The 23262-nt window shown below is 57.9% G+C and carries 20 protein-coding genes; 13 read left to right on the forward strand and 7 right to left on the reverse strand.

Going from position 1 to position 23262, the window contains the following annotated elements; translation table 11 throughout:
• Nucleotides 1-77: 77 nt before the first annotated feature.
• Nucleotides 78-1055 carry a glycerophosphodiester phosphodiesterase gene (locus tag EPN93_15655; GenBank protein ID TAL32740.1) on the reverse strand — a complete coding sequence of 326 codons (978 nt, stop codon included), beginning with the start codon at nucleotides 1053-1055 and terminating at the stop codon, nucleotides 78-80.
• A 199-nt stretch (nucleotides 1056-1254) separates the two neighbouring features.
• Here EPN93_15655 and EPN93_15660 point away from each other — a divergent pair, with 199 nt between their 5' ends.
• Together EPN93_15660 and EPN93_15665 are read left to right on the forward strand one after the other, a co-directional pair.
• Nucleotides 1255-2397, forward strand: a complete 1143-nt coding sequence (locus EPN93_15660; protein TAL32741.1) for an AraC family transcriptional regulator — start codon at nucleotides 1255-1257, stop codon at nucleotides 2395-2397.
• Nucleotides 2398-2673: 276 nt separating this feature from the next.
• Nucleotides 2674-4374, forward strand: a complete 1701-nt coding sequence (locus EPN93_15665) for a long-chain fatty acid--CoA ligase (GenBank protein TAL32742.1) — start codon at nucleotides 2674-2676, stop codon at nucleotides 4372-4374.
• A gap of 182 nt (nucleotides 4375-4556) precedes the next feature.
• Here EPN93_15665 and EPN93_15670 read toward each other — a convergent pair whose 3' ends face one another.
• A complete protein-coding gene (locus tag EPN93_15670; GenBank protein ID TAL32743.1) occupies nucleotides 4557-5438 on the reverse strand; it encodes a hypothetical protein in 882 nt (293 codons plus the stop codon).
• 258 nt (nucleotides 5439-5696) lie between these two features.
• On the opposite strand from EPN93_15670, the gene EPN93_15675 reads away from it, so the two are divergent.
• The 3 genes from EPN93_15675 (at nucleotide 5697) to EPN93_15685 (ending at nucleotide 9838) form a co-directional block, all read left to right on the forward strand.
• Entirely contained in the window at nucleotides 5697-7832 is a 2136-nt protein-coding gene (locus EPN93_15675; protein TAL32744.1) for a hypothetical protein, read from the forward strand.
• Between the two features lie 57 nt (nucleotides 7833-7889).
• The gene (locus tag EPN93_15680) at nucleotides 7890-8831 is read left to right on the forward strand and encodes a site-2 protease family protein (GenBank protein ID TAL32745.1); all 942 of its coding nucleotides are present in this window, start codon (nucleotides 7890-7892) and stop codon (nucleotides 8829-8831) included.
• Between the two features lie 179 nt (nucleotides 8832-9010).
• On the forward strand, nucleotides 9011-9838 hold the full coding sequence (locus EPN93_15685; GenBank protein ID TAL32746.1) for a hypothetical protein: 828 nt from the start codon (nucleotides 9011-9013) through the stop codon (nucleotides 9836-9838).
• Between the two features lie 33 nt (nucleotides 9839-9871).
• Here the strand turns inward: EPN93_15685 and EPN93_15690 are convergent, their stop codons facing one another.
• Entirely contained in the window at nucleotides 9872-11533 is a 1662-nt protein-coding gene (locus EPN93_15690; GenBank protein TAL32747.1) for a diguanylate cyclase, read from the reverse strand.
• 151 nt (nucleotides 11534-11684) lie between these two features.
• Here EPN93_15690 and EPN93_15695 point away from each other — a divergent pair, with 151 nt between their 5' ends.
• From EPN93_15695 to EPN93_15720, 6 genes are read left to right on the forward strand one after another with little or no spacing between them, the layout of a single operon-like run.
• Nucleotides 11685-12308, forward strand: a complete 624-nt coding sequence (locus EPN93_15695) for an ABC transporter ATP-binding protein (GenBank protein TAL32748.1) — start codon at nucleotides 11685-11687, stop codon at nucleotides 12306-12308.
• Nucleotides 12301-12960 carry a heme ABC transporter permease CcmB gene (locus tag EPN93_15700; protein TAL32749.1) on the forward strand — a complete coding sequence of 220 codons (660 nt, stop codon included), beginning with the start codon at nucleotides 12301-12303 and terminating at the stop codon, nucleotides 12958-12960. The genes EPN93_15695 and EPN93_15700 overlap by 8 nt, the downstream gene beginning before the upstream one ends.
• 17 nt (nucleotides 12961-12977) lie before the next feature.
• Nucleotides 12978-13649 carry a cytochrome C biogenesis protein gene (locus EPN93_15705; GenBank protein TAL32750.1) on the forward strand — a complete coding sequence of 224 codons (672 nt, stop codon included), beginning with the start codon at nucleotides 12978-12980 and terminating at the stop codon, nucleotides 13647-13649.
• A complete protein-coding gene (locus EPN93_15710; protein ID TAL32751.1) occupies nucleotides 13642-13941 on the forward strand; it encodes a hypothetical protein in 300 nt (99 codons plus the stop codon). The genes EPN93_15705 and EPN93_15710 overlap by 8 nt, the downstream gene beginning before the upstream one ends.
• Nucleotides 13934-14305, forward strand: a complete 372-nt coding sequence (locus EPN93_15715) for a cytochrome c maturation protein CcmE (GenBank protein TAL32752.1) — start codon at nucleotides 13934-13936, stop codon at nucleotides 14303-14305. The genes EPN93_15710 and EPN93_15715 overlap by 8 nt, the downstream gene beginning before the upstream one ends.
• Entirely contained in the window at nucleotides 14302-16479 is a 2178-nt protein-coding gene (locus EPN93_15720; GenBank protein ID TAL32753.1) for a hypothetical protein, read from the forward strand. Before EPN93_15715 ends, EPN93_15720 begins: the two co-directional genes overlap by 4 nt.
• A 31-nt stretch (nucleotides 16480-16510) precedes the next feature.
• Here EPN93_15720 and EPN93_15725 read toward each other — a convergent pair whose 3' ends face one another.
• The gene (locus tag EPN93_15725; protein ID TAL32754.1) at nucleotides 16511-17140 is read right to left on the reverse strand and encodes an adenylate/guanylate cyclase domain-containing protein; all 630 of its coding nucleotides are present in this window, start codon (nucleotides 17138-17140) and stop codon (nucleotides 16511-16513) included.
• A 378-nt stretch (nucleotides 17141-17518) separates the two neighbouring features.
• The gene (locus tag EPN93_15730) at nucleotides 17519-18085 is read right to left on the reverse strand and encodes a hypothetical protein (GenBank protein TAL32755.1); all 567 of its coding nucleotides are present in this window, start codon (nucleotides 18083-18085) and stop codon (nucleotides 17519-17521) included.
• Nucleotides 18086-18277: 192 nt separating this feature from the next.
• On the opposite strand from EPN93_15730, the gene EPN93_15735 reads away from it, so the two are divergent.
• Nucleotides 18278-21100, forward strand: a complete 2823-nt coding sequence (locus EPN93_15735; protein TAL32756.1) for a response regulator — start codon at nucleotides 18278-18280, stop codon at nucleotides 21098-21100.
• Nucleotides 21101-21201: 101 nt separating this feature from the next.
• Nucleotides 21202-21864 (forward strand): alpha/beta hydrolase, encoded by a 663-nt coding sequence (locus tag EPN93_15740; protein TAL32757.1) that lies wholly within the window; start codon nucleotides 21202-21204, stop codon nucleotides 21862-21864.
• A gap of 81 nt (nucleotides 21865-21945) precedes the next feature.
• Here the strand turns inward: EPN93_15740 and EPN93_15745 are convergent, their stop codons facing one another.
• Nucleotides 21946-22632, reverse strand: a complete 687-nt coding sequence (locus EPN93_15745; GenBank protein ID TAL32758.1) for a hypothetical protein — start codon at nucleotides 22630-22632, stop codon at nucleotides 21946-21948.
• Between the two features lie 161 nt (nucleotides 22633-22793).
• On the reverse strand, nucleotides 22794-23262 hold a 469-nt coding region (locus tag EPN93_15750; GenBank protein TAL32759.1), incomplete at its 5' end, for a hypothetical protein.

Here is a 23262-nt window from a genome sequence, read left to right on the forward strand (position 1 = left end):
CCCGGTCGGGCTGATTAAAATCAGCGCCGGCCGCACTCAAATGCCTGAGTCTATTTTCGGGGAAGCCTGCAGCGCTTTCAATACCCGTATTTTTTCAGAATATCCGCGGGCGGAGCGGGAAGCACCCGTCCCTGGTAGGCGAGCAGTTGGTCGCAGCGGTCCGTGAACAGCCCGTCCGCGCCAAAAAAGGAGAAAAGCCTGAAATGCGCCAGCTCGTTTATGGTGTAGACATGCACAAGGAGGCCCTTCTTATGCGCCTTGCCGATATTCCAGGGAAACGCAAGATATCCGACCGGACCCACACCGGAATGCGCGGAAGCACGCTCCACCAGCGATGCCCAGGATTCCTTTTTCGCCATATCTTCATCCACCAGGTACGAGCGCGGTATCGAGGGCGCAAGCTCCTTGAGCCTGTCCAGGCTTCCCGAATCGAACGACTGGAAGATGAGCGCGCCCTTTTTCGCATTAGGCCCTATCCAGCCCCGGAGGGCGAGGATTTCGACGATCAGCTTCTCGATGCCCGGTGAGCGCTCGGGTGACTTCGTCTCCAGGTAAAGCCCTATCTTATTCGCGCCGCCCTCGGCGATGGCGACGGCCTCTTCAATAGTAAGTATCTTCTGGTCCGCATACGCCGGACGCGCCCTGTCGGGATATTGTTTATTAAACCAGGAACCGGCATCCAGCCTCTTCAATTCACCCAGGTTGAATGCGGAGATGAACTGCTTTTCACGGCCGGGAAACACCTCTTTCACGTTCGTGGTACGCTCGAGCGTATCGTCATGGAAGGCGACTATCGCGCCGTCCTTCGTGCGCTGGAGATCGAGCTCCAGGTAATCGGCGCCCAGGTCGCGGGCGAGAATAAAGGCGGGGGCCGTCTCCTCCGGGGCCAGGTACGAGGCCCCCCGGTGCGCGATAACCGCCGGGCAGGGAATACCGAGTTTCGCCGCGGCATCGCGCCCCGGCTGCACGTCCGCCATGATGCGCGCGATGCCCAGCACGACGACGACAAGCGCCGCCAGTGTCACCAGTATGCCCGCCCCCACTTTCATCTTCATCGCACCGTCCTCCCTGATGTTTATCGACGCATGCCGCGCCCCTAGCCCGCCCTGTGTAACGCATACACCCCCGCGTGTAAAGTCACTTTTCAAGCGGGCACACATGGGGGCGCGCGGCGGGCGCAGATAAAACAGGTGACAAACGTGCGGATTCCCCGACAATGATGCACCATGATCATGAGGCACCGGGACGTCCGCTATGCTGGATAAAATACTCATTTTTCTGATCTTCTTCGGCGCGGGGCTTGCAGCCATCATTGCCGTGGGCCAGATGATCGAACGTCCAAGGAACGCGGGCAACTACATCCTTTCACTGCTCCTCCTGTGCATCGCCGTCTGGCAATCCTACCACGGCTTCATGGTATCGGGGATCCTCGCGGAATATCCCCATCTCGCCTTTCTGCATGCGCCTTTTCTCTATTTCACGGGCCCCCTGCTGTACTTCTATTTCCGATTCCTCACGGACGATAGTTATCGGTACCGGCTGATAAACATCCTCCACTTCATTCCCGGGCTGCTCATCACCCTCCTCCTGAGCCCGTTCTACACGCTGGACGCCCAGACGAAGCGAGAGCTCCTGGTGAACCCGATCCGGCTCAGCCGGGACGGGCCCGTCGTGACGGTCTATGCCATCATCATCCTGCTCATCGTCGTTTCCATGATCATCTATATGGCGATATTCCTTAAAGACAGCGCCTCCCTGATGCGCGCGCGCCTGATTCGAATCGGGAGGATCACCTTCCTCTCGCTGGCCATCATGGCGCTCACCTTCCTGGCCATATTCACCTATTTCGCGGGCTTTCTGCTCTACAACGTGTACGATTTCAGTCACGGCTTCTACGAGATCGTCATCAAGACCATATCGCTCATGATGTGCGCCTTCGTCCTGCTCGTCTATTACATGGGGCGCAGATACCCCCGGTACACCCTCCAGGCGCGGGAAGGCGCGAGAAAAATTCGCTACGAAAATTCGCGCATCCAGGGCCTGGACGTCGATGCGGTGATGGACCGCCTCCTTCACGCGATGAATACCGATAAAATCTATACCAGGGAGGACCTGAGCCTCGCGCTCCTTGCCGGGGAGCTCTCCATCGCGCCCTACCAGCTTTCGCAGATATTGAACGAGCGCCTGAATAAAAACTTCAACGCCTTCGTGAACGAATACCGTATCCGGGAGGCGCAGGGGCTCCTTACGACCGACCCCGAGCGTTCCGTGACATCGGTCACCTACGCGGTCGGGTTCAATTCACCTTCATCCTTTTACGAATGGTTCATCAAGTTGACTGGCCTGACCCCCGTGAAATACCGGGAAAACCAGGGCCGCCGGAAATCCCGCTCGTAGCGCATGGACCCGGAGCGCCGGTTTCGGGGTCCGATACGCACCGCCCCGGACCGACCCGCGTATCGGACCCCGCTACTCTTTGCCCGATGCCCTTTCGGTGCCCGAATCTTGGAAAACAAGCCGGGAATTTTCCGCGCAATTTGCTTTCCGGAATCATAATCCAAGATGACAAAAACCGCATGCAGGTCCAGGCTATGATCCGGGGCGTGAGCCCGGCCGCGGCCCATGCCATGCCGCCGCGCATCCAAAATCGCCATTATTTATAGGAGGCACATAATGCATGACCCCAAGAAAGACCAGCGTTCCCGGGAGATGTACAGGGAAATGCTGCCCAACCTCGCCGATTACATCTCAAAGTACGCACGGGATAACGCGGCGGGCATCGCCATCATCGAGCACAATACGGGGGAATCCGTGTCGTGGAAGCAGTTCAATACCTCGGTTGCGGCGTTCTCCGCGAAGCTCCTCTCGATCGGTCTCCGGAAGGGGGATATCGTAGCCACGAGCCTGCCCCTGCTCAAAGAGCATATCTACCTTATGTACGCGTGCTTCCGGATCGGCATTATCATCTCGCCCCTCGACCTCCGGCTCAAGACCGCGGAGATCCAGTACTGCCTTGACAAGCTCAAACCAAAGGCCTACTTCTTTTTGGGGAAAACCCCCGTCGCCGATTTCCGCCCCATGATCCAGGAGCTCATGCCCAAATCCCCGTACGTGAAGCAATGGGTCCAGTTTCAGAAGGAAGCGAACCTCATTATCCCCGGCGCCGTGGGGATCGCTGCGTTCGTCAAGGACATCAAGAAGGTATTCATCCTGTCCATGCTCACCGGAAAGGTCGGCCGTGCGCGTAAAAAGGTGGTGAAACGCGATCCCTGCCTCATCATTTTCACGACAGGCTCCACGGGATCGCCCAAGCCCGCGCTCCTGTGCCATGAAAACATCATTATCCAGAATATCGGGCTCGCAGTCGCCTTCGAGCTCGAAGCCAGGGACAGGATGCTCGTCAACCTCCCGCCTTCCCACGTGGGGTGCACGACCGAGCAGCTCGCCACGACCGTGTTCGGCGGGGGGACCATGGTCATCCTTCACATCTTTGACGCGAAAATGAGCCTGGAAGCCGTGCAGAAGCACAAGGTGACGGTCATGGGACAGATACCGGCGCTGTTCAATATGCAATGGCGCCTCCCGGAATTCTCCTCGTTCGACCTTTCCACGCTCCGCTTCGTCCTCTACGGGGGCCAGGCGGTGTCGAAGGAATTCCTCGTAAAGATGAAAGCCATGTCCCCGCGGATAGGGACCGGGCTGGGGCTCACGGAAACCGCGGGCTTCGTCACCTACACGAACCCGGACGCCGGCGTCGAGGAGATCACCCAGGGGATCGGCTTCGACAGCGTCCTGTGCCCCATCAGCGTGCGCGAGCCGGTAAAGACCGACCGCACTGCCGGAGCGGTCAAAGCCCCCGGCGAGATCGGGGAGATCTGCTTCTCCGGCCCGCAGATATTCCTGGGCTACATGAACGATCCCGAGAACACCGCGAAAACCATCACCTCCGACGGCGTATGCTACACTGGGGACCTGGGCTTTTACGACGACAAGGGGCTCCACTTTTCGGGCCGCGCCAAGCTCGTCATCAAGCCCAAGGGTTACCAGGTGTATCCCGAGGACGTGGAGACCCACATCCACAAGAAACTCAAGGACAGCGTGTCGATGGTCGCGGTCGTGGGTGTCGATCACGAGGTATTCAGCGAGGGGATCATGGCCTTCGTGGAGAAGCTGGACGGCAGGGAGGTGAGCGTGGAGATGGTTATGAAGGCGTGCGACGACATATCGTCCTATTCACGCCCCTCGCACGTGGTCATCCTGGGCCCCGCGCAGATGCCGCTCAACCGTGTGGCCAAGACGGACTACCTGACTCTCAAGGAGAAGGCGAAGGACATCGTCGCCGAGCTTCGCGGCCAGGGGAAGTGGGACCGATAATACCCGGCCCCGGGGTGCGCCCGCTTCCCGCCCCGGATACCGATAACTATCGGGGCGCTTAAAAGGCAGGGACCTTACGCACGACACCCCGCGGAATTCCGCGGGGTGTTTGCTTTTCCGGTCAGGAAGCCCGGCCGTGCCGGCCCGGGCGCCTGGGTTATGTACCGATACGCCCTCGCATCCTACTGGTTCCGCTCGAGCGGCGTGATGTCGTCGATAACGTTGAATATATCCTCGTCGCCGGGGAAGGTTTCTATCATCGCCTTTTCCTCCCCCACGCTCCCGCGCACCGCCTCGAACGCGAGCTTGCCGATGAGCGTTTCGATATCCTTGTCGGTATTATTATAAATGAAGATGATGTTCGCCCCGGAATCGATTCCCCAGTCGAATCCGTCCCTGAACGTGACCGTGAACGTCTCCGTGACCCCGTCCCCGTCCCCGTCCTCGCAGGAGTACACGACGCCCGTGATGGTCTTGGCGTGCGCGCTCATGTAGGTCTTTCTCACATTCTCGCTTTCCTTGGCGGTCAGGTTCACCATGATGGGATGAACGTCGATCACGAGCTCGGATTCCGTGCGGTTCTTCATGAGCTGGTGAAAGACCTCGATATGCCGCTTCAGCAGCCTGTCGCGCGCCGTCTTGAAGAATGGGCCGAAATTCGTGGTGACAAATTCCTCGTTCGAATTTTCGAGCTTGATCTGCCTCCGGTCGAGGATGCGGATGAAATCCGGCTTCCCATTGATTTTATTGATCCAGAGATCCTCGTTGGGGACGTAGCGGTTTTCAATGACGTTTACCGCGCGTTTGCGGTCCACCTCCGTCGATACATCGTAGCCGTCGACGATAAAATATATTTTACTTTTTCTGATGACAAGAAGCGTTTCGCGTGAATTTTCTATAAAGGGACTCACGTTCTTGTCGATGCGCTGATAGCACACCCTGTCCTCGCTGTATCTCGACACCTTGGAAGCATCCAGCACGCTGAATGTCTTATCCGTAGAGTAGACATTCGCTCCCGTAAGGATGACCGCGCACAGCACCGCGCACACCGCCGTTCGTCTCATTGTTTTCATGTTCAATACCTTATTAATCCACCTGGGTGAACTATGGGTTTTCCTGATGAATATATCGGTATCCCGTAGGAATGCATGAGCATAATTCGTCGTTTTCCGCCTGAATTTCCACACCCCCACATATCGGCCCCCGGCCAAAAAATACCCCGGATTTAAAAATTTAATTGATAAATATATACCGTTCAATTATGAAAACGGTAATCCTTTATATATAGAAAACCTACAAGGATTATTGATATTCATATTTGTATGGGTTTGCGGAATCGTCGGCACCCTTTTACTTCGCGCGGGGAAACCGGCTACGCCGCGTACAATACATTCCCCAGGAGCACCGCCATGAAATTAACATGCGTATCCCTTGCGACCGCGTGCATCCTTTTTTCCCTTTCATGCGACACGGGGGAGGGAAACCGCAAAGACACGAAGCTGCCCCCGGCCAGGGGGCTCTCCGAGGACCGCGTGGAAAAAACCCCGACCGACGCGCACGACGAAAACCGTCCCGAAAAGACCGTTGAGGACACCGCCAGGACGGATCAGGAAGTAAAGGAACCCGAGCACAAGAAGGGGGAAACCTTCAAGGGTGTGCTTCGCTGGGGCAAGTTCAAGTACGAGGGCGATATCAGGAACGGCAAGGCCCATGGCAAGGGTAAGCTCTACGAATACGACGACGCGGGAAACCTGATCCGTACCATAGAGGGTACGTTCGGAAAGGGCTCCCCAAAAGGAGAGATGACGGTCACTACGTTCGGGCCCGGGGGAGCCGTGACCTCCACCTTCACCGGCACCATGAAGAACCTCGAATACGAAAAAGGGACGCTCACCACCCTTGGCGAGAACGGAAAGCCGCTGCACGTGTACCAAGGCGAATTCGCGGACGGCAAACCCTCCGGAACCGGCACACTCAAAACCTATGACGCGGAGGGCCGCCTCCTTTCCGAGTACTCGGGCGAATTCGCGAACGGGAAAACGGAAGGCGCGGGCACCCTGCTCTCATACGACGCGGACGGGAAACTCGCCTCGAAAATCGAGGGGAGATTCATGGACGGCCGGCCGAGCGGCGACGGCGTCATGTACGAGTACGATAAGAAGGGCCGCCTCGTCAGGAAAATCGCCGGGCGGTTCAAGGGCGGAAAAATCGCCGGCAAGGCCACGATCGCAAGCTTCGACGAACAGGGACGGGAGAGGATCAAGTACGAGGGAGAGGTCCAGGACGGCGTGCCCTGGGGCAAGGGGGTGCTTACCACCTACGACGCGAACGGCGCGCTCATCGAGAAGATAACGGGAGAGTTCAAGAACGGCAAGGCCGAGGGAGAAGCGACCATAATCGCATACAGGGACGGACAGGTCGTCTCGGAATACAAGGGGGAGACCGCGGGCGGAAAACCCGACGGCAGGGGAACGCTCACCCTTTTCGACGGCAAGGGCGGCGTTACCAGCGTCTACGAGGGCAAGTTCAAGGACGGGCTCTCCCACGGCGAGGGCACCCTGCTCACCTATGACCAGGGCGGAAACCTCACGAGCCGCTATATAGGGATGTTCGCGGGCGGGAAAAAACACGGCCACGGCTCGGAATTCTTTTATAATCCCGCCGGGAAGCTCGTCAGGAAATACCTGGGCATGTACCGGGAGAACGCCATGCACGGTGAGGGGGTCGTGTTCGTGTACAACGAGAAGGGCGCGCTCGTCTCCCAGTACATTGGACGGATGGTCGAGGGGCGATACGAGGGCGACGGTGCGCTGATGCTCTTCGATGAAAACGGCAAGCTCGTGTCCCGCTACATAGGCCAGTTCAGGGACGGGGCCGCGCACGGCGAGGGATCCTTCTTCACGTTCGGGGCGGACGGCAAGGTCAAACAAAAGTTCTTCGGAACATGGCAGTCCGGAAGGCAGCGCGAGGAAAAGGCGCTCGTGTACGGCGAGGGAGACAGTTACTCCGGGGAATGGAAGAACGGCAAGAAACACGGCCAGGGGATATATATCTGGGGAAAAAAATCCAAGTGGTTCGGCGCGAAGTACACGGGGGGATTCCAGGATGACAAAACGAACGGGCAGGGCTCGCTCATCCTCCCCTCGGGCGACAAGTACGTGGGCGGATTTCTCAACGGGCGCATACAGGGAGAGGGCGTGTGGTATTATGCCGACGGCTCCCGCCTCATAGGATGCTTCGTCAACGAGAAATGCGAACAGGGCAAGGGGCTCAAAATCTGGCCCGACGCGACACAGTATATCAGCGCCCTCGACAGCTATTACCATAGCGAGAAGAACGCATACATGCCGATAGGCGACGGCCAGCGATATCCCATGAAAACCCTGGCAGACCGGACCCGCAACGGCAACGGCACCTATACCTGGGAGCCCGACGAACCGGTGGAAGAGCCGGAATAGCGGCGCCGGGAATTATCTGCTTGCAATAATGTGCCGTTCCCGTGCATCATGCGGCGCATGATCAGGAGGACGCTTCGTAAAATCGGCGCCGCGGCGCGGGCATATTTCGCCACCCTCAACATGAGCCCGCAGGCCTACCGTGTGGTGCACACCCTTGAATCGCGCGAACGCGCGGCGGGGCCCGGCAAATCGACGCCGCCTTGGGTCCATGTCCTGCTTTTCGTCATCACCCTGGGCACCACCACCATGGCCGGCTTTTCGATGGACGGCACCCTTTCTTCCGCCGTCTCCTTCTCCCTGAGCATAATGACGATACTCCTCGCCCACGAGATGGGGCATTACCTGGCCGCGCGCCGCTTCGGGGTGCGCACGACCCTGCCCTATTTCATCCCCTTCCCTTCCATCGTGGGGACCATGGGCGCGGTGATCAAGATCAAGTCCCCCATCACCGATACGCGGGCGCTCCTCTACATAGGCGCGATGGGCCCGGTCGTGGGCTTCGTGCTGAGTCTCGCCGCGTCCGCGTACGGAATCTCCGTCTCCCCGATAGTGCCGCTCCCTTCCGGGGGCGAGGGCGAGGTGCTCATATTCGGCGATTCGCTGCTGGTCCGCGGGCTCACCCTGGCCATCCACGGGCACATCCCGGCGGGTTACGACATCCTGCTCTCGCCGGTTGCCTTCGCGGGATGGATCGGCTTCCTCATTACCAGCCTGAACCTCATGCCCATGGGGCAGCTCGACGGCAGCCACATACTGTACGCGCTCATAGGCAGGGCGCAGCTCTATTTCGGCTGGGCGGTGTTCCTCGCGCTCGCGGGGCTTTCCTTCATCTGGCCGGGGTGGATCGTGTGGGTGCTCATGGCGCTCTTCTTCCTTATGGTGGGCCATCCGCCGGTCCCCGGGGGCCGGGAGCTTTCGGCCGGGGAAAAGCTGCTCGGCTGGTGTTGTGTCGGGATATTCATCCTCACCTTCATTCCCGTTCCCATCGATTTCATCTAACGTCACCGGCCTCATATGTCCCGTTGAAAACCGACTGGAGTATCGGACCCCCGCTTTCTTTCGCGCCGTAATCCCCGTATTCAATGCGCGCCGCCGGATCGAAAAAAGCTTGCGCCCGGCCGGGCACCTGTCCTAGCATTCGAACCGCATGTGCAAATTTCAGCCGTACGGAGGTTCCCGTGAAACACCCCGCCGCCCTGCTCATTCCCGCGATCCTCTGCGCGATCCTCGCCTCATGCTCCCGGGCGCAGTACAAGTATGTGACCGCCGATTCGCTCGTGTGCCGCCAGGAGCCGCGTGTGGGGGCGCCCGTGGTGAACGTGCTGCCCTACGGGACCAGGGTCTCGATCACGCGTGCCGACCGGGAGGACTCGATCGGGAATCGCAGGGGCACATGGTACTGGTCCGCGGATATCGGCGGCTACCTGTTCGGCGCGTTCCTGGCCGACGCACCGCCCCCCGCGGGAAAATTTTCGATGACGCTCGTGCTGGGCGGCACCGGGTTCGAGGTCTTGAAGGAGCTCTATTGCGCGCTCCCGGCGATGGGCGGCGGTGATACGGCTGAGAAGCTCACGCTCGCGGATAACAAGGCCGTCATGGAGCGCATCGCGCGCTTCGAGGGCGGTACCGCGAAAACGATCGAAACGGGAACCTATGAGGCGACCGGCGCGAAGATCGAGATCCGTTTCACGCACCGGGAAAGAACCCCGGGCGGCCTGTCCATACCGGGCCTCAAGGCGCCCGCGGTTGCGCGCGAGGAAATCCAAACCCCGATGACGCTTCACTACTCGGACAAGGCGGCGGGCTTCCTCTCGAGGGAGGCGCTCGACACGCTCACGGACGCGTCGTGGCGCCTGGATTACAACTCGTGCACCGTGGTCAAAAAGCTCCAGGATAAATGCGACGCCGCGACGATCAAAAGCGTCGAGAAGGGCGCGCTTCCCTATACCGACGAGAAAAACCTGAAATCCGTAATAAAGGGCTATTTCTGCAACCGGCTCAAGTAGGTGTGCGCGGGGCGCCGATTCGCCTCCCGGCCTTCAGCCGGGCTCGTCCGGGTGATCGCTGAGCACCACGCAGTTGCGCCCGCGATCCTTGGCGACGTACAGCGCCCTGTCGGCGCGCTCGTTCAGGTTGAGGGCGCTGTTCGCAAGGGGGTATGCCGCGATCCCGCAGCTGAAGGTCACGCGGAAATCGCCGGTATCGGACTTCTGGCGTATCATGCCGAAACTCTCGCGAATGTCGTCCATGATCTTCACCGCGTCCTCCGCACGGGTGTTTGGCAAAATCACCGCGAACTCCTCCCCCCCGTAACGCCCGATCATATCGATGCGCCGCAGCCGTTCGCGGAGGAGGCGCGACAGGCTTTTCAGCACGCGGTCGCCGGTGAGGTGCCCGTGGGTATCGTTCACCTCCTTGAACCGGTCGATGTCGATCATGGCGAAGCTGAGAATCGAGTTCTGCCGCCGCGCGCGGTCCACCTCGATCTGCAATTGTTCCTTGATGCGGCTGTGCTTGAGGAGACCCGTGAGGCTGTCGCGCTCCATGAAGGATCGCAGCGTCCGGTACCGCTGGACCTTGCTCTGCACCGACGCGATGAGCCGCGCCGGGGCTATGGTCTTCGGGATAACCTCGTCGGCGTAAATCCCGTCCCCGAATCCCCTGAACTCCGGGCTCGCCGAAAAAAACACGATGGGTATGCTCACGAACGCCTCCTGCTGCCGGATGACCGAGGCCAGCTCCAGCCCGTTGCAGCCCGGCATACTCAGGTCCATGAGGATGAGCTCGGGCTGGAATTCCACCAGCGGCTTCATGATTTCAAGGGGATTGGTCAGGAACGAGCTGAATATGCCGGCCTCGTGGAGCATGACGGAATAGAACTGCGCCTGCTCAAAATTATCCTCGACGATGAGCACCCTGAAGGGATCCTGCCTGCGGTCCGACGTCAACAAGTCGAGTGTGTCTATGAGCTCGCTCACGTCGACCGGTTTCACGAAGAACGCCGAGCCCCCGTTGCGCACCGTGTCCAGCCGCACCGACATGTCGCCGTTTTGCGAAATGAACACGATGGGAGGCATTGCATGGTCCCCCGTCGAGAGGTGCGCGTGCAGCGAGTCGCGGTCGCCGCCGGGAACCAGGAACGATGTATCGATGAGAATGGCCCCGGGGATCACTTTCCGTAACGCCGTACCCATGGATTCCAGGGTATGAAACACGGCCACCATGTATCCAAAAACCGCGATCTGTTGCGTGAGATCCCCGGAATCGCCCGCGGCGTGCTCCAGGAGATAAATCATCCGGTTTTCGTATTCCTGCACCCACAGCGGCTGTTCGTAATTCCCCCAGGGCGAATCGGCCAGCATTCCTGTCGCCCGGCCAAGCGCGCCCCTGAGCTCCTCGAGGTACTCCTCGATGCGCCGGACCTCCGCGTCCCCCAGCGGGGATTTCGACTCGAGATTTGTCCCCAGGACCGCCTCGATCGACCGGGCCGATGCGCTCAACTCGGAAAATCCGAGCACGCCCGCACTGTCGGCGAACCGCTTGGCGACGAATTTCAGCGAATCCACGGAGCTCCTGGATCCTCCCGTCCGCGTCAGGTGCCATAGCCGCTCTATCTGCGCGACCTTTTCAGGGAGCGCCGCCACGAACCCCGCCCTTAACGGTTCAATCTGGGTATCCGGATTCTCGTTCGCTTCGCTCATTCCTCTCCCGCTCCGCCCGCCCGGAGTCGATACAGCCGGGTGCTACTAAATGTACGAAGACCCGGCCGGATTATCAAGATTCCGGCGGCCCGCGGGAGCGGAAAATATTTGACAGCGGGCCTTCCACCCCCCCCAAGTAAAACCCGGCGCCATGAACGAACCGGAACACATTGTAGTCTCTGCCCGTAACCTGTCCAAGCGGTATACATCGGGCTGGATATTCAGGGGAATCGATCTCCGGGGGACCAGGGGCGAGTCGATTGCGATCACCGGCCCCAACGGCTCGGGGAAATCCACGCTGTGCGAGATCCTGGCCGGCCTGCGGCACCCCACCGGGGGCACCGTGTGCATGTCGGCGGGGGGAAGGGAGCTTACGGCCGCCCAGCGCCGCCTGGCGGTCGGGTTCACCAGTCCGCGCCTGGCGCTTTACGGCGACCTTTCCGCGTTCGAAACCGTCGAATTTATCTGCGGATCGCGAGGGGTGCCGTCCATGCGCGCCCAGTCCCTGTGCGCGCGCATGGGCCTGGACGCCCACATCCACAAGCGCGTGCGCGTCTATTCCTCGGGCATGCGCCAGCGCCTCAAGATCGCTCTTGCGCTCGCACACACGCCGTCGGTCCTCCTGCTGGACGAACCGGGCACCAATCTGGACGCCCCCGGCAGGCTCGTGCTCGCCGAATTGATCGAAGAGGCGCGCCCCTCGACACTCATCATTATCGCCACCAACGAGGAAAGCGAGGCGCGCCTGTGCGCGGGGACGGTGCGCCTTGCGTAGCGTCGTGATTGCGCATTTAAGGAAGGACTTCACCGTCGAGTTCCGGAACCGGTTCGCGATCACCATCGCGGCTGCCTTCGCCGGCATCACGACGCTCGCGGTGAGCATGGCGGCGGGGGGCGCGCGCTTCACCCCACTGGTGCACGCGATACTTTTCTGGATTATCGTGTTCTTCACCGCGATGAGCGGTCTCGCGCACACCTTCACGCGGGAGGAGGAAGAGGGGACCTCGCTCCTGCTGAGGCTTTCCGCCCCGCCCGGGGCGGTGTTCGCTTCGAAGCTGGCGTTCAACTGTGCCATGCTGCTCCTCCTTGTGTGCATCATCGCCCCGCTCTACCTTTTTTTTCTGAACCTCTCATACCCGGGGCCGGGGCTCGCCGTGATAATCCCGGCGGGCGCCTTCGCCATCGCCTCGTCGTCGACCGTGCTCGCCGCCATCGTGGCGCGCGCCGGCGGGAAGGGGGCACTTTTCACGGTGATCTCGTTCCCGGTCCTCCTCCCGGTGCTCTGGGTTTCCATCCGCGCGACCGCCGCGCTCCTGGCGGGGACGCGCGCCGCCCTCGCGGAGAGCGCGATTTTTTTACTTGCATTTTCGGGTTCGCTTGTCGCTGTATCATACATGCTTTTCGAACACATCTGGAGCGAGGAATAGCCCCTTCCACAGACGCCATGCGCGCCCTTCGAATACATCATCTCGCGCTCATCCTCATGCCGCTTGCCATCGTGCTCGCGTTCGCGTGGGCGCCGGCCGCGGAGACCTTCGGGGAATCGGGCCGCATCATTTATTTCCATGTGCCCGTCGCCTGGATCGCGGCCCTCGCCTTCTCGGTGTCGGGGATATGCGCAATCCTCTATTTACGCACGCCGCTGCGCGCCGGCATGGAGTCTCGCTTTCACAATTCGGCAGTCATCGGGATGGCGTGCGCGGTGCTGGCGACGGTAAGCGGTTCCATGTGGGCCAGGCTCATGTGGGGAAGCTACTGGAACTGGGACCCGCGCGAGACCTCGATCGCGGGCCTGCTCCTCGTCTACGGCGCGTATTTCTCGCTGCGCGCCGCGCTCGAGCATAATCCCTCGCGCGGCCGGATTTCGGCGGCGTACCTCGTAATCGCGATGACGGCGATGCCGTTCTTCGTGTTCGTGATGCCGCGCATGGCGGACTCGCTGCACCCGGCCGATACGCTCATCAATACCGGGATGAAGATGAAACTGGACGAGGAGATGCGCGTAACGCTCCTGTGCGCCCTCGCCGCCTTCACCACGCTGTACCTGTACGCGCTCTCCCTGCTGCAGAGGATATCGCGCATCGACGCGCGCATCGAGGAACGAGATCATGAATAGCATAAGACCGCTGCCGCGCGCAGCCTTCGCGTTCGCATTGTGCGCGCTCCTGTTCGCGCCTTCATCATTCGCGGGCGCCGATACCGCCTCCCGCACGGACGACGCGCGCGTGCGCGTATCGGACACCCCTTCCCCGATCGATCGCGCCGATACCGCCGCGCCGGTCGAATCGGCGGAAGCAACGCCCCTGGCCGCCATGTGGGTGATACTCGTCATCTGGGCCGGGATCGCCGTCCTCCTGCTCAGGCTCGATATGCGCGTCACGCGCCTGGAGAAGAAACTCGATGCGTAAAAAACTGATACTCTTCGGCCTTGTCGCGCTGTTCATCGCGATCGCCGCCTTCTCCATGCGGGGCATGCTCACCCCGTACGTGGCCTTCCGCGAGGCCATGGAAACGGGAAGCTTCGTCCAGGTAATCGGCGCGCTCGAAAAAAACGTGCCCGTCGAGCGCACCCGTGACGGGTTCAGCTTCACGCTCCGCGACAATGACGGCACGCTCATGAGGGTGACCGCCGCGGGGCCCGAACCGGCGAACCTCACCCACGCCGACAAGGTGGTCGCGCTGGGAACCTACAGCACTGCGTCCGCGCTCTTCGTCGCGGACAAGATCCTCGTGAAGTGCCCCTCGAAATACACCAAGGAAAAAAAGAAATGAATTTCGGATTCATCCTCATACTGCTCGCGCTCATGATGTCCGCGGTGTCGCTGTTTTTCTACCTGCGCAGTCCGGGCGACACGCGCATGCGCGCGGCCGCGCGCCGGACCTGGTACCTGGCGGGGGGGGCCATGGGGGCGGCGATGCTCCTGCTCCTCGCGTATTTCCTCCTGCACCGCTTCGAATTCGCCTATGTCCATGATTATTCCTCCCGCGACCTGCACCCGGCCTACCTTGTCGCGGCGCTATGGGCCGGCCAGGAGGGGAGCATTTTATTGTGGACGCTCATGGTCTCCGCCTGCGGCGTGTTCGTGATCGCGAAGAACGAGAACGACGAACGGCTCATTATGGCGGTGCTGCTCTCGGTCAAGATCGCCCTTCTCGTCTTGCTCACCGTGCACAGTCCCTTCCGCTACGTGTGGGAGGACGGCTCCGGCCAATTCGCGATCGGCGTCGTCCCGCCGGACGGAGCGGGACTCAACGCGCTTTTAAAAGACCCATGGATGGTGGTTCACCCGCCGGCCCTGTTCGCGGGCTACGCCACCGCCGCGGTTCCCTTCGCCTACGCGATCGCCGCGCTCGCGGGCCGTGATTTTTCCGGCTGGGCGATTCGCGCGCGGGGATGGGTTCTGGTCTCCGCGGCGACCCTGGGGATAGGCATCTTCCTGGGCGGGTACTGGGCCTACAAGGTGCTGGGATGGGGAGGCTACTGGGGCTGGGACCCGGTGGAAAACTCCTCGCTCATTCCCTGGCTCGTGATCCTCGCCCTCCTGCACGGCCTCATCCTGCAGCGCCGCAAGGGCGGCCTGGTGCGGACGAACCTGGGGCTTGCGCTCGCGTCCTTCGTATTGGTGGTATACGCCACGTTCCTGACCCGCAGCGGCGTGCTTTCCGATTTTTCCGTGCATTCGTTCGGCGACCTGGGGCTTTCGAAATACCTGCTGGTTATCCTGTTTATCTTCGCCGGCGGATCGCTCTTCCTGTACGCAGTCAGGCTTCCCGCCATGAAGGGCGCGCCCCTGAGCGCCCAGGCGCTCTCCTGGGACACGCTCATGTCCTTTGGTCTCGTAACGCTTCTATTCTACGCGCTGCTCATCCTCGCGGGAACCTCGATGCCCATACTCTCGTCGCTTTTTTCGGAGAAGCCCTTTTCAGTGCAGCAGGGCTTTTACACCCAGGTATCGGTACCCATGGGGATCCTCATACTCGCGTTCATGGGGCTTGCCCCGGTCAGCATGTTCATGGGGCGCACCAGGCCCTGGACTCTCGCGGCCGCGGGAGCGGCCGCCGTCGGGGCGGCGGTGCTCTTCAACATTTTTCTTACGACGGAGCCGGTCCCCTATATTTTCACGGCCCTCGCGTTTTTCTGCGCGATTCTCGCCGCGAAGGACCTGGCGACACTGAACGCGAAGGCGCTCCTGGCCTCGCGCATCGCTCACCTGGGCGTCGCGGTGATCGTCGCGGGGTTCATCACGTCCTCCTTCCATTCGGTATCCGAGAAGAAGGAACTCGTACAGGGAAAAGCGGAAAATGTCCTGGGGGAATCGATAACCTTCAAGGAATTCCGCGCGGGAGAGAAACCCGCGCTCATTTTCACCCGGGAGACGCCCGGGGGTCCCCAGGAGCTCGCCACCCCATATTTCAACGATACGCACGGAAAGCTCGTCAAGGAGCCGGCCATACGGTACGGCTTCGTCCATGATCTCTACGTAGCACCCATCGAGTTCCGCTCCGGCCCGGACGAGGGGGCTCATGTCCAACTGGCGATGAACGCCCCCGCCGAACACGCGGGCATGACCATGACGCTGGAAAAATTCGATCGAAACCGCGAATTGATGATCACCGGGAGGGGCCGGATACTCGCGCGGATACGCGTTGAGCGCAACGGGGCCGCCGAGCTCATCGCTCCCGGGATCGGCATCTCGGGCGGGGAGAAAGAGGCGATTATCGCGGTGCTGGGCTCGACCGGCCAGCGCGTGTTTCTCGAGGAGGTGAACGCGAGCACCCAGCGCGCCGTTATTTTTATCGAACCCGTCGCCGGCGCCCCTGTCCCGCCCGATTCCGCCCTCGTCGAGGTGTCAAAGAAGAGGATGATCTGGCTCGTGTGGCTGGGAACGGTCCTCATTACCGCTGGCTGCTTTTTCGCGCTCAGGCGCGCGCCGGCTTCATCCTGAAGCCGGTGTTCGGCGGGAACGGATCCCACGTTTAGAGAACGTAGCGCGTCGTGTACGCCTTCTCCGCGCCCGGGGGGACCTCCTTGATCGGCTCGAATGAGATATCCGGCATGCCCTCGGCGCGCGTCTTCACCGCCTCGGTGACAAGGATCTCCCAGGCATCGGCCGTGTCCTCGCCCAGCTTGCTCGCGGCATTCACCTCGGCGCCAAACACGTCCGTGTCGCCTATCCTGAGCATGCTGCCGTAGCCCAGTCCCACGCACAGGAGGACCTTCTCTTCGTCGGGCTTGTCGGTGTTGTAAGTCTTTAACGCACGCTGCATGGAGATGGCGGACTGCAGGGCTTTCTTCGCGTTACGGAAGATGACCAGGAAGCTGTCCCCCTCCACCTTGAGTAAAATGCCGTCGTTGTCTTCGATGATCGGGATAAGGAGCCTCTCCGCTTCCGATATCGTCTGCAGGAAATGTATGATGCCGAACTTCGCCACGCCGCGCGAGAAGCCGGAAAGGTCCGTAAACATCACGCACCAATCTTCGCCGAAAAGGTCCCATATCCTCTCGTCGATCGTCTTCTTATCGGCACCCGGTTTCAGGCGATCCTGGATAAGCTTCTCGAGCCTGTCCTCGGACGCGCTCACGACTATTGATCTGCGTGTGGCCATGATTTCCTCCGTTCACAATTGTCCGGGAAGCCTAGCACGGGCGCAGGGGTAATGCAACGACTATTTGATCTGCGCCGGATTTGGGAACACGCGCAAAATAAGCGGAGCGGCCCGGGGGCCGCTCTTGCAATAATCCTGCTCGACTGCATATTGTTTTGGGTGAAATTGCCCGGGAAGGAGTCTGCTTCCGGCAATTACGCTCCTCGTAAATAATCTTCGCTAAACGGACATACGCTCCCAAGCACATGGCCTGCTATTATTACAAAAACCCAGGGTCTGCTGCGGCCCGGGTTTTTGGTGCGCCCAAAGGCGAGATTGTACGAGCTACGCGGTTGGCTGCACTACACCGGTAATACAGCCACACCGGGAGTAGAATGATCACAAAGGAGTAAGACCGAGAAGAAAAGAACGTATTTCATTGTCGTCCTGCGCACCGTCAATGGCAGCCAGCTCCGTCGGGTCGGTTACTTTTTCAAAATATCTGACGTCTCCCGATCTTGTCAGCACCATATGTATCGCATCAGGATATGAAACGCTATATAGCTTTGATCCCTTGGGGCTGTCCGGGTCCATGATAAAAATGGCGCCATCAAAGGTATATGGTGTTTCGGAATATGAAGTATAGTAGCAGCCGGTCAATCCATTGTACATATCTTCAGAAGTCGTACCCGGCGGATCGGTTATTACAGTAGTGATATTATAATACATATTAAAGGTGGATTCTCCAATAATATAGTATTCTTCAAATGCGCCCGACTCATCAGCGTTGTCCATATCCACGTCTGTCGTACCTGTGTAGATAATTCTTGTGTATGAAGAATCGACTACGGCCCATTTGCTCAAGGTTTCGGAATCGCTTTTTGAATCAACTTGATCCTGGAAACAACCGAGCGTAAAGAAACTCAGCACAAGAAAGGAAACCGCGAAATACATTCTTTTTTTCATAGATTCACTCCTGGCAATTTTAATCCGTACCGAATATTCAGGTATCCGCAATCCGCTATAAATTCAACCCAGGCCGGAATGATCGGTTACCGAAAGGGAATGAACCGCACTGGATACTCGGTTTTTTGGTAAAAATAAGTCTTTACATGCAATTATCGTTGATTGCCTTTGTTATGCTGGAACTCGAATTTAATGAATAAACTTCCCGGCACATTCCTGGCGGTTTTAATTGCCTTACTATCCTCACTCCCGGCCATAGGATCAACCCCGAGCGGACCTGCTGTAATCGATACCGCGGAGAAGGAATATTTCATAGGCCGAAGTCTCGATATCCTTGAAGATAAAACCGGTGAACTCAGTTTTGAAGAGGCATGTTCGCCAACACGCTCCGATCTTTTTATTTCATCTGAAAAGGACATTCCTAACTACAGCTTTTCAAAATCAGCATACTGGGTCAGGTTCAGGGTCACCTTCCCCCGAAAAGAAAGCCCCGAAAACATGAACTGGTTTATAAAATGCAGCTGGCACGGTCTTACATCGGTAACGGCATATATGCCCGAACCGGGCAACAGGTACAGGAAGAGCGAGACGGGGATCATTTATGCGCCGGACACAAGGGATGTCCCTGACAGGTTCTTCTTATTTAAAATGAGGGAATTTCCGGGTGAAACAGTCACGGTTTACATTCGTGTCATGTCACTGGGCGCCGTGCTTATACCCCTTTCGATTATCTCTGAAAAAATACATTATCGAGAAGTGCACAGGGAATATATCTTTACCGGCGCGTTTTTCGGCATCTTGATAATAATGATTTTGTACCACTTGTTCTTATATGCGGCAGTGCGCAACAGGGACTATCTCTATTTTATTTACTACATACTTTCTCTGATCATTATCCAGATGCTGGAAGACGGGTCACTCGTTTATTATCTGCCCTCAGGGGGCGCTCGAGGTGATACGATTATCATGGTGTTCTTCAGCGCAGCCGCCATGATTCTTGGGGTGCTTTTTTTTAAACATATTCTTAACCTGAAAGAGGACCTTCCCGCAGCGGCAAAACTGGTAAACCTGTTGATCCTTGTTTTTGTACTCCTCGCGTTCTCAAGCTTTTTACTCCCGATGGGACTGTTCTGGATCCTGTTCTATATTATTTTATTATTCACTATATTGGTATCGGCGGGTATTTCAGTCATCCGTATTATGCAGGAATACGATATCGCCAGGTATTATGTAATAATATTAATCCTTAGTGTTATTGGTAAAGCAACCAGCTCTCTTATCAGGTTTGACCTGGTTCCACTCAATTGGTTAACGCTTCATATGCACCCGATATTCTCTATAGCAACGGCCGTTATTCTATCCTATGCCATCAGCCTGCACATAAGGGTGATGGAACAGGAGCGCATCCTGGCGCAGGAGCGTGCGATTGAAAATCTAAAAAAAGCCGAACGGATGAAAGACGAGTTCCTGGCCAACACTTCACATGAACTGAAAACGCCGCTTCACGGGATCGTGGGCCTTTCCGAGCTGATGCTCAGAGGCGGGAGGACGATTTCCATTGATCGCGTATTTGAAAATCTTTCGCTCATATCGGCCAACGGGCGGCGTCTCGCGTCCCTTGTGAATGACATACTCGATTTTTCCAGTATGAAACACGGCGGCCTGTCGCTTAACCTTAAATCAGTGAACTGCCATGATTCCGTGTCCATGGTGGTTTCGCTCCTCGCGCCTCTTGTTGAGAGTAAAGCGGTGGAGATAAGAAACAGTATCCGGAAGGACTTCGCACATGTACGGGCGGACGATGAGAGGTTCAGGCAGATACTGACGAATCTCGTAGGAAACTCCATTAAGTTCACACCGTACGGTGTAATCGAAGTATCCGCGCGACTAATACAAACCGGCGGTCGAGATACGGCGGAAATGGCGGAAATCCGCGTATACGACACGGGAACGGGGATCAGGCCCGAGGACAAAGCGCGGATATTCAACTCTTTTGAACAGGGCGAAGGCTCAATCTCACGCATGCTCGGCGGGACGGGCCTGGGACTGGCAATTACCAAAAAGCTTGTCGAGCTTCAGGGCGGTACCATACGCGCGGAGTCGGAGCCGGGTAAGGGTTCTTCGTTCTTCTTCACACTGCCTGTCCAGGATATCGAAGACCACACGGAATCCGATGAGCCGATTGTCGCCGGGGAAAATCCGGTCACCCTGACCGGAGATACGCTTCCCGCGGGATTGGAATCGGATTCCGGGACCATCACGTCAAAGCCCGATGGCGGCAGACCTTCAATCCTCATCACCGATGACGATCCCGTGTCTGTTAAAATACTCCACGATTTCCTCTCCGGGCTTGATTATGCCGTGCATACGACTCCTGACGGACGGGCGGCCCTTGAAATTCTAAAAGACGTTCGAATAGACCTCCTTCTTCTTGACGTCATGATGCCGGGCCTTTCCGGTTACGATGTGCTTAAAAAAATAAGGGAGACGCGTTCACCGGAAGAGCTCCCTGTTATTCTTATCACGGCCAAATCGCAGATTGATGACATTAAGAGGGGGTTCGATGCCGGCGCAAATGACTATATTATCAAACCCTTCATGATAGAGGAGATTTCACACCGAGTGGAAAACATGCTTAAACTCAGGAACATCCTCATTCCCGATGAACCGGGTCTGTCAATTAATGAGAAGGGGAGCAGCAGATTTATCCCGTATAAGGATTTGATTTATCTCTCATCCTCCGGGAAAAAAACCGTGGCCCATACTACCAGGAATGATGTGGAAATACTCATGCTGATTAAAGAACTGGAACGGAAGCTCCCCGGGACTTTTATACGAATCCACAAGCAGTTCATTATTAATACGGAATTTCTGGAAGAAGTCGTTCATATCAGGAGCGGACATTATGAAGCGATCCTCAATGATGCCGATGATACAAGGCTCAATGTAAGCCGCACGCATATAGGCACTCTCAGGGAATTTTTGAAGAGAAAGCGCGGGGATGTAACATTATGATAAATTTCGACACCATGAAAAACGATAAACGATACGATAATTCCACGCTACCTGTATCGGACCCCTTGCCGATTCTATACTTTTTCCCTTAATTTAGAACGATGATCACGGAACTTCGCTTCAAGGCAAGCGCCTCTTCCGGCGAGGTGGGAGCGATCATGATGCGCCCGCCCGACGCGCGCAAGCTTCTCGTCCTCGCCCACGGCGCGGGGGCGGGGATGCGCTCACCGTTCATGGAGGAGACGGCGCGTGAGTTAGCGGCGATCCAGGTGGCGACCTTCCGCTACCAGTTCCCATACATGGAAAACGGCAGGAAACCCCCGGACCCGCGCCCCATACTCACCGCAACGGTCCTCGCGGCCATTGAAGCCGCACGGGCGGCAGCGCCCGATCTCCCGCTTTTTGCGGGTGGAAAATCCCTGGGCGGACGCATGAGCTCGCTGGCGGCGCTCCCGCCCCAGGTGCGCGGGCTCGTCTTCTTCGGCTTCCCGCTTCACGCGCCGGGAAAATCCTCCAACGAGAGGGCGGGACACCTGGCCGGGGTGCGCGTCCCGATGCTTTTCCTCCAGGGGACCCGCGATTCCTTCGCCGGTCTCGCGCTGTTACGTCCCGTCTGCGAGGGGCTGGGGGAGCGCGCGACGCTCTTTACAATCGAGGGGGCGGACCATTCCTTCCACGTGCCCAGGAGCTCCGGGACAAGCGATGGGGAGGTTTTAAAGAAGCTTGCGCGCGAAACGGCCGACTGGATGGAGGGGGTGGGTTAACCCAACAGTGGTCCTTTCGCCACAAATTATGGATACTGTAACAAGAATGAAGGTGGCATCGCCGGTTTTCCTGATTACATCTCACTTCTTGTAAGTGTTTGTAGTAAACGTAAATAGCCCGTCATTTATGTCATTATTGAAAACACCAAACGAAGAGGCGAGAGCATCCGGATTTCCGCTCATGAATCCGAAATAGTAACCTATCGATTTATTTTTCTTAAAGCTCCCGATTACACAATCAACACGGTTCAGCTTATCATGATTCAGACTGGCCAGGACCGGAAGCTGAATGAATTCCGAACCGGGATCTCCAAAATAGTTATTGGCGTTTTGCACGTCCCAATTGTCATTTTTATTCGCATCATAGTAAGCCACGATATAATATGATTTCCCCTCAACGGGCGGGAAAGGAAGTATAACTTCGAAATGCCTTTTCAGCTTATTCTTCCCCTTTATAACGCCTTTCTGAACGGGAAATGACGCACCTTCCTTATTGACGGCATTATAATAATATAGATTTCTTATTATCTTAAGTTCTCCGGATGTCTCCCGCTTCAATTCTTTTATATTAATTGATTTATCACCCTTTGAAACCGTAATCAAACCAACTTTTAAATACTCCCAGTAGGAAGGCTCCGGAACCGATATGGTCCCTGAAAATTTTAATTCGGTTACTTCTGCATAGCCGTTATTAATTGCGATGTCCTGATTCATTATGAAAACCATGCACATCACCAATTTCATCCAGTATTTACTGACACTATTCATTGCTCGACCCCCATACCTGAAGGGAAGATAATACTTTTCATTTCCTTGATCACCAGTACTATGGAATATTTTTTATTATTTTCCTGTTTCCATATTTCTTGCTGCGCACACCAATGCCCGACCTTCCGGATTCAACTCCTTTCAATATCTTTACCTTGGACTCATCCTTTATTCTTCATCCTGGACCCGAAAAATCCGAAGCAGCTTTGAAGAAGACCCGCTTCCTCCGGAGTGAGGCCCGCCCGCTCCACCAGGCCGCGAAATATCACCTGCGCCCTGCCCCCGTCCTCGCCGGCCCCGCAGCGCTTGAAGAGGTTGTCGAATGCCGCGGCGAGGGCATCTGTATCGGCCAGGGGGGTGCGGCCGCCTGCCGCAGGCTCAATGAACATATGGCACAGGAAAAGCGCCGCGGCGTGCGAGATATTGAGCGACCCGGCAGGTCCCGGCACCGTGGGGATCTCGGCCAGAAGGTGGCAGCGTCCGCGCTCCTCGCGCGAGAGTCCGTCCCTCTCGCGGCCCAGGAGAAGCGCTACCCGTGCGCGCTCGGCCCGCCGGGCGGCGAGCGCGGCGGCCTCCCTGAAATCCATGCAGCCCTCGTCCCTGCGCGCCCGTCTCGTGGCGCCGATCACC

It is taken from the genome of Spirochaetota bacterium (genome assembly GCA_004297825.1).
Lineage (GTDB): Bacteria > Spirochaetota > UBA4802 > UBA4802 > UBA5368 > FW300-bin19.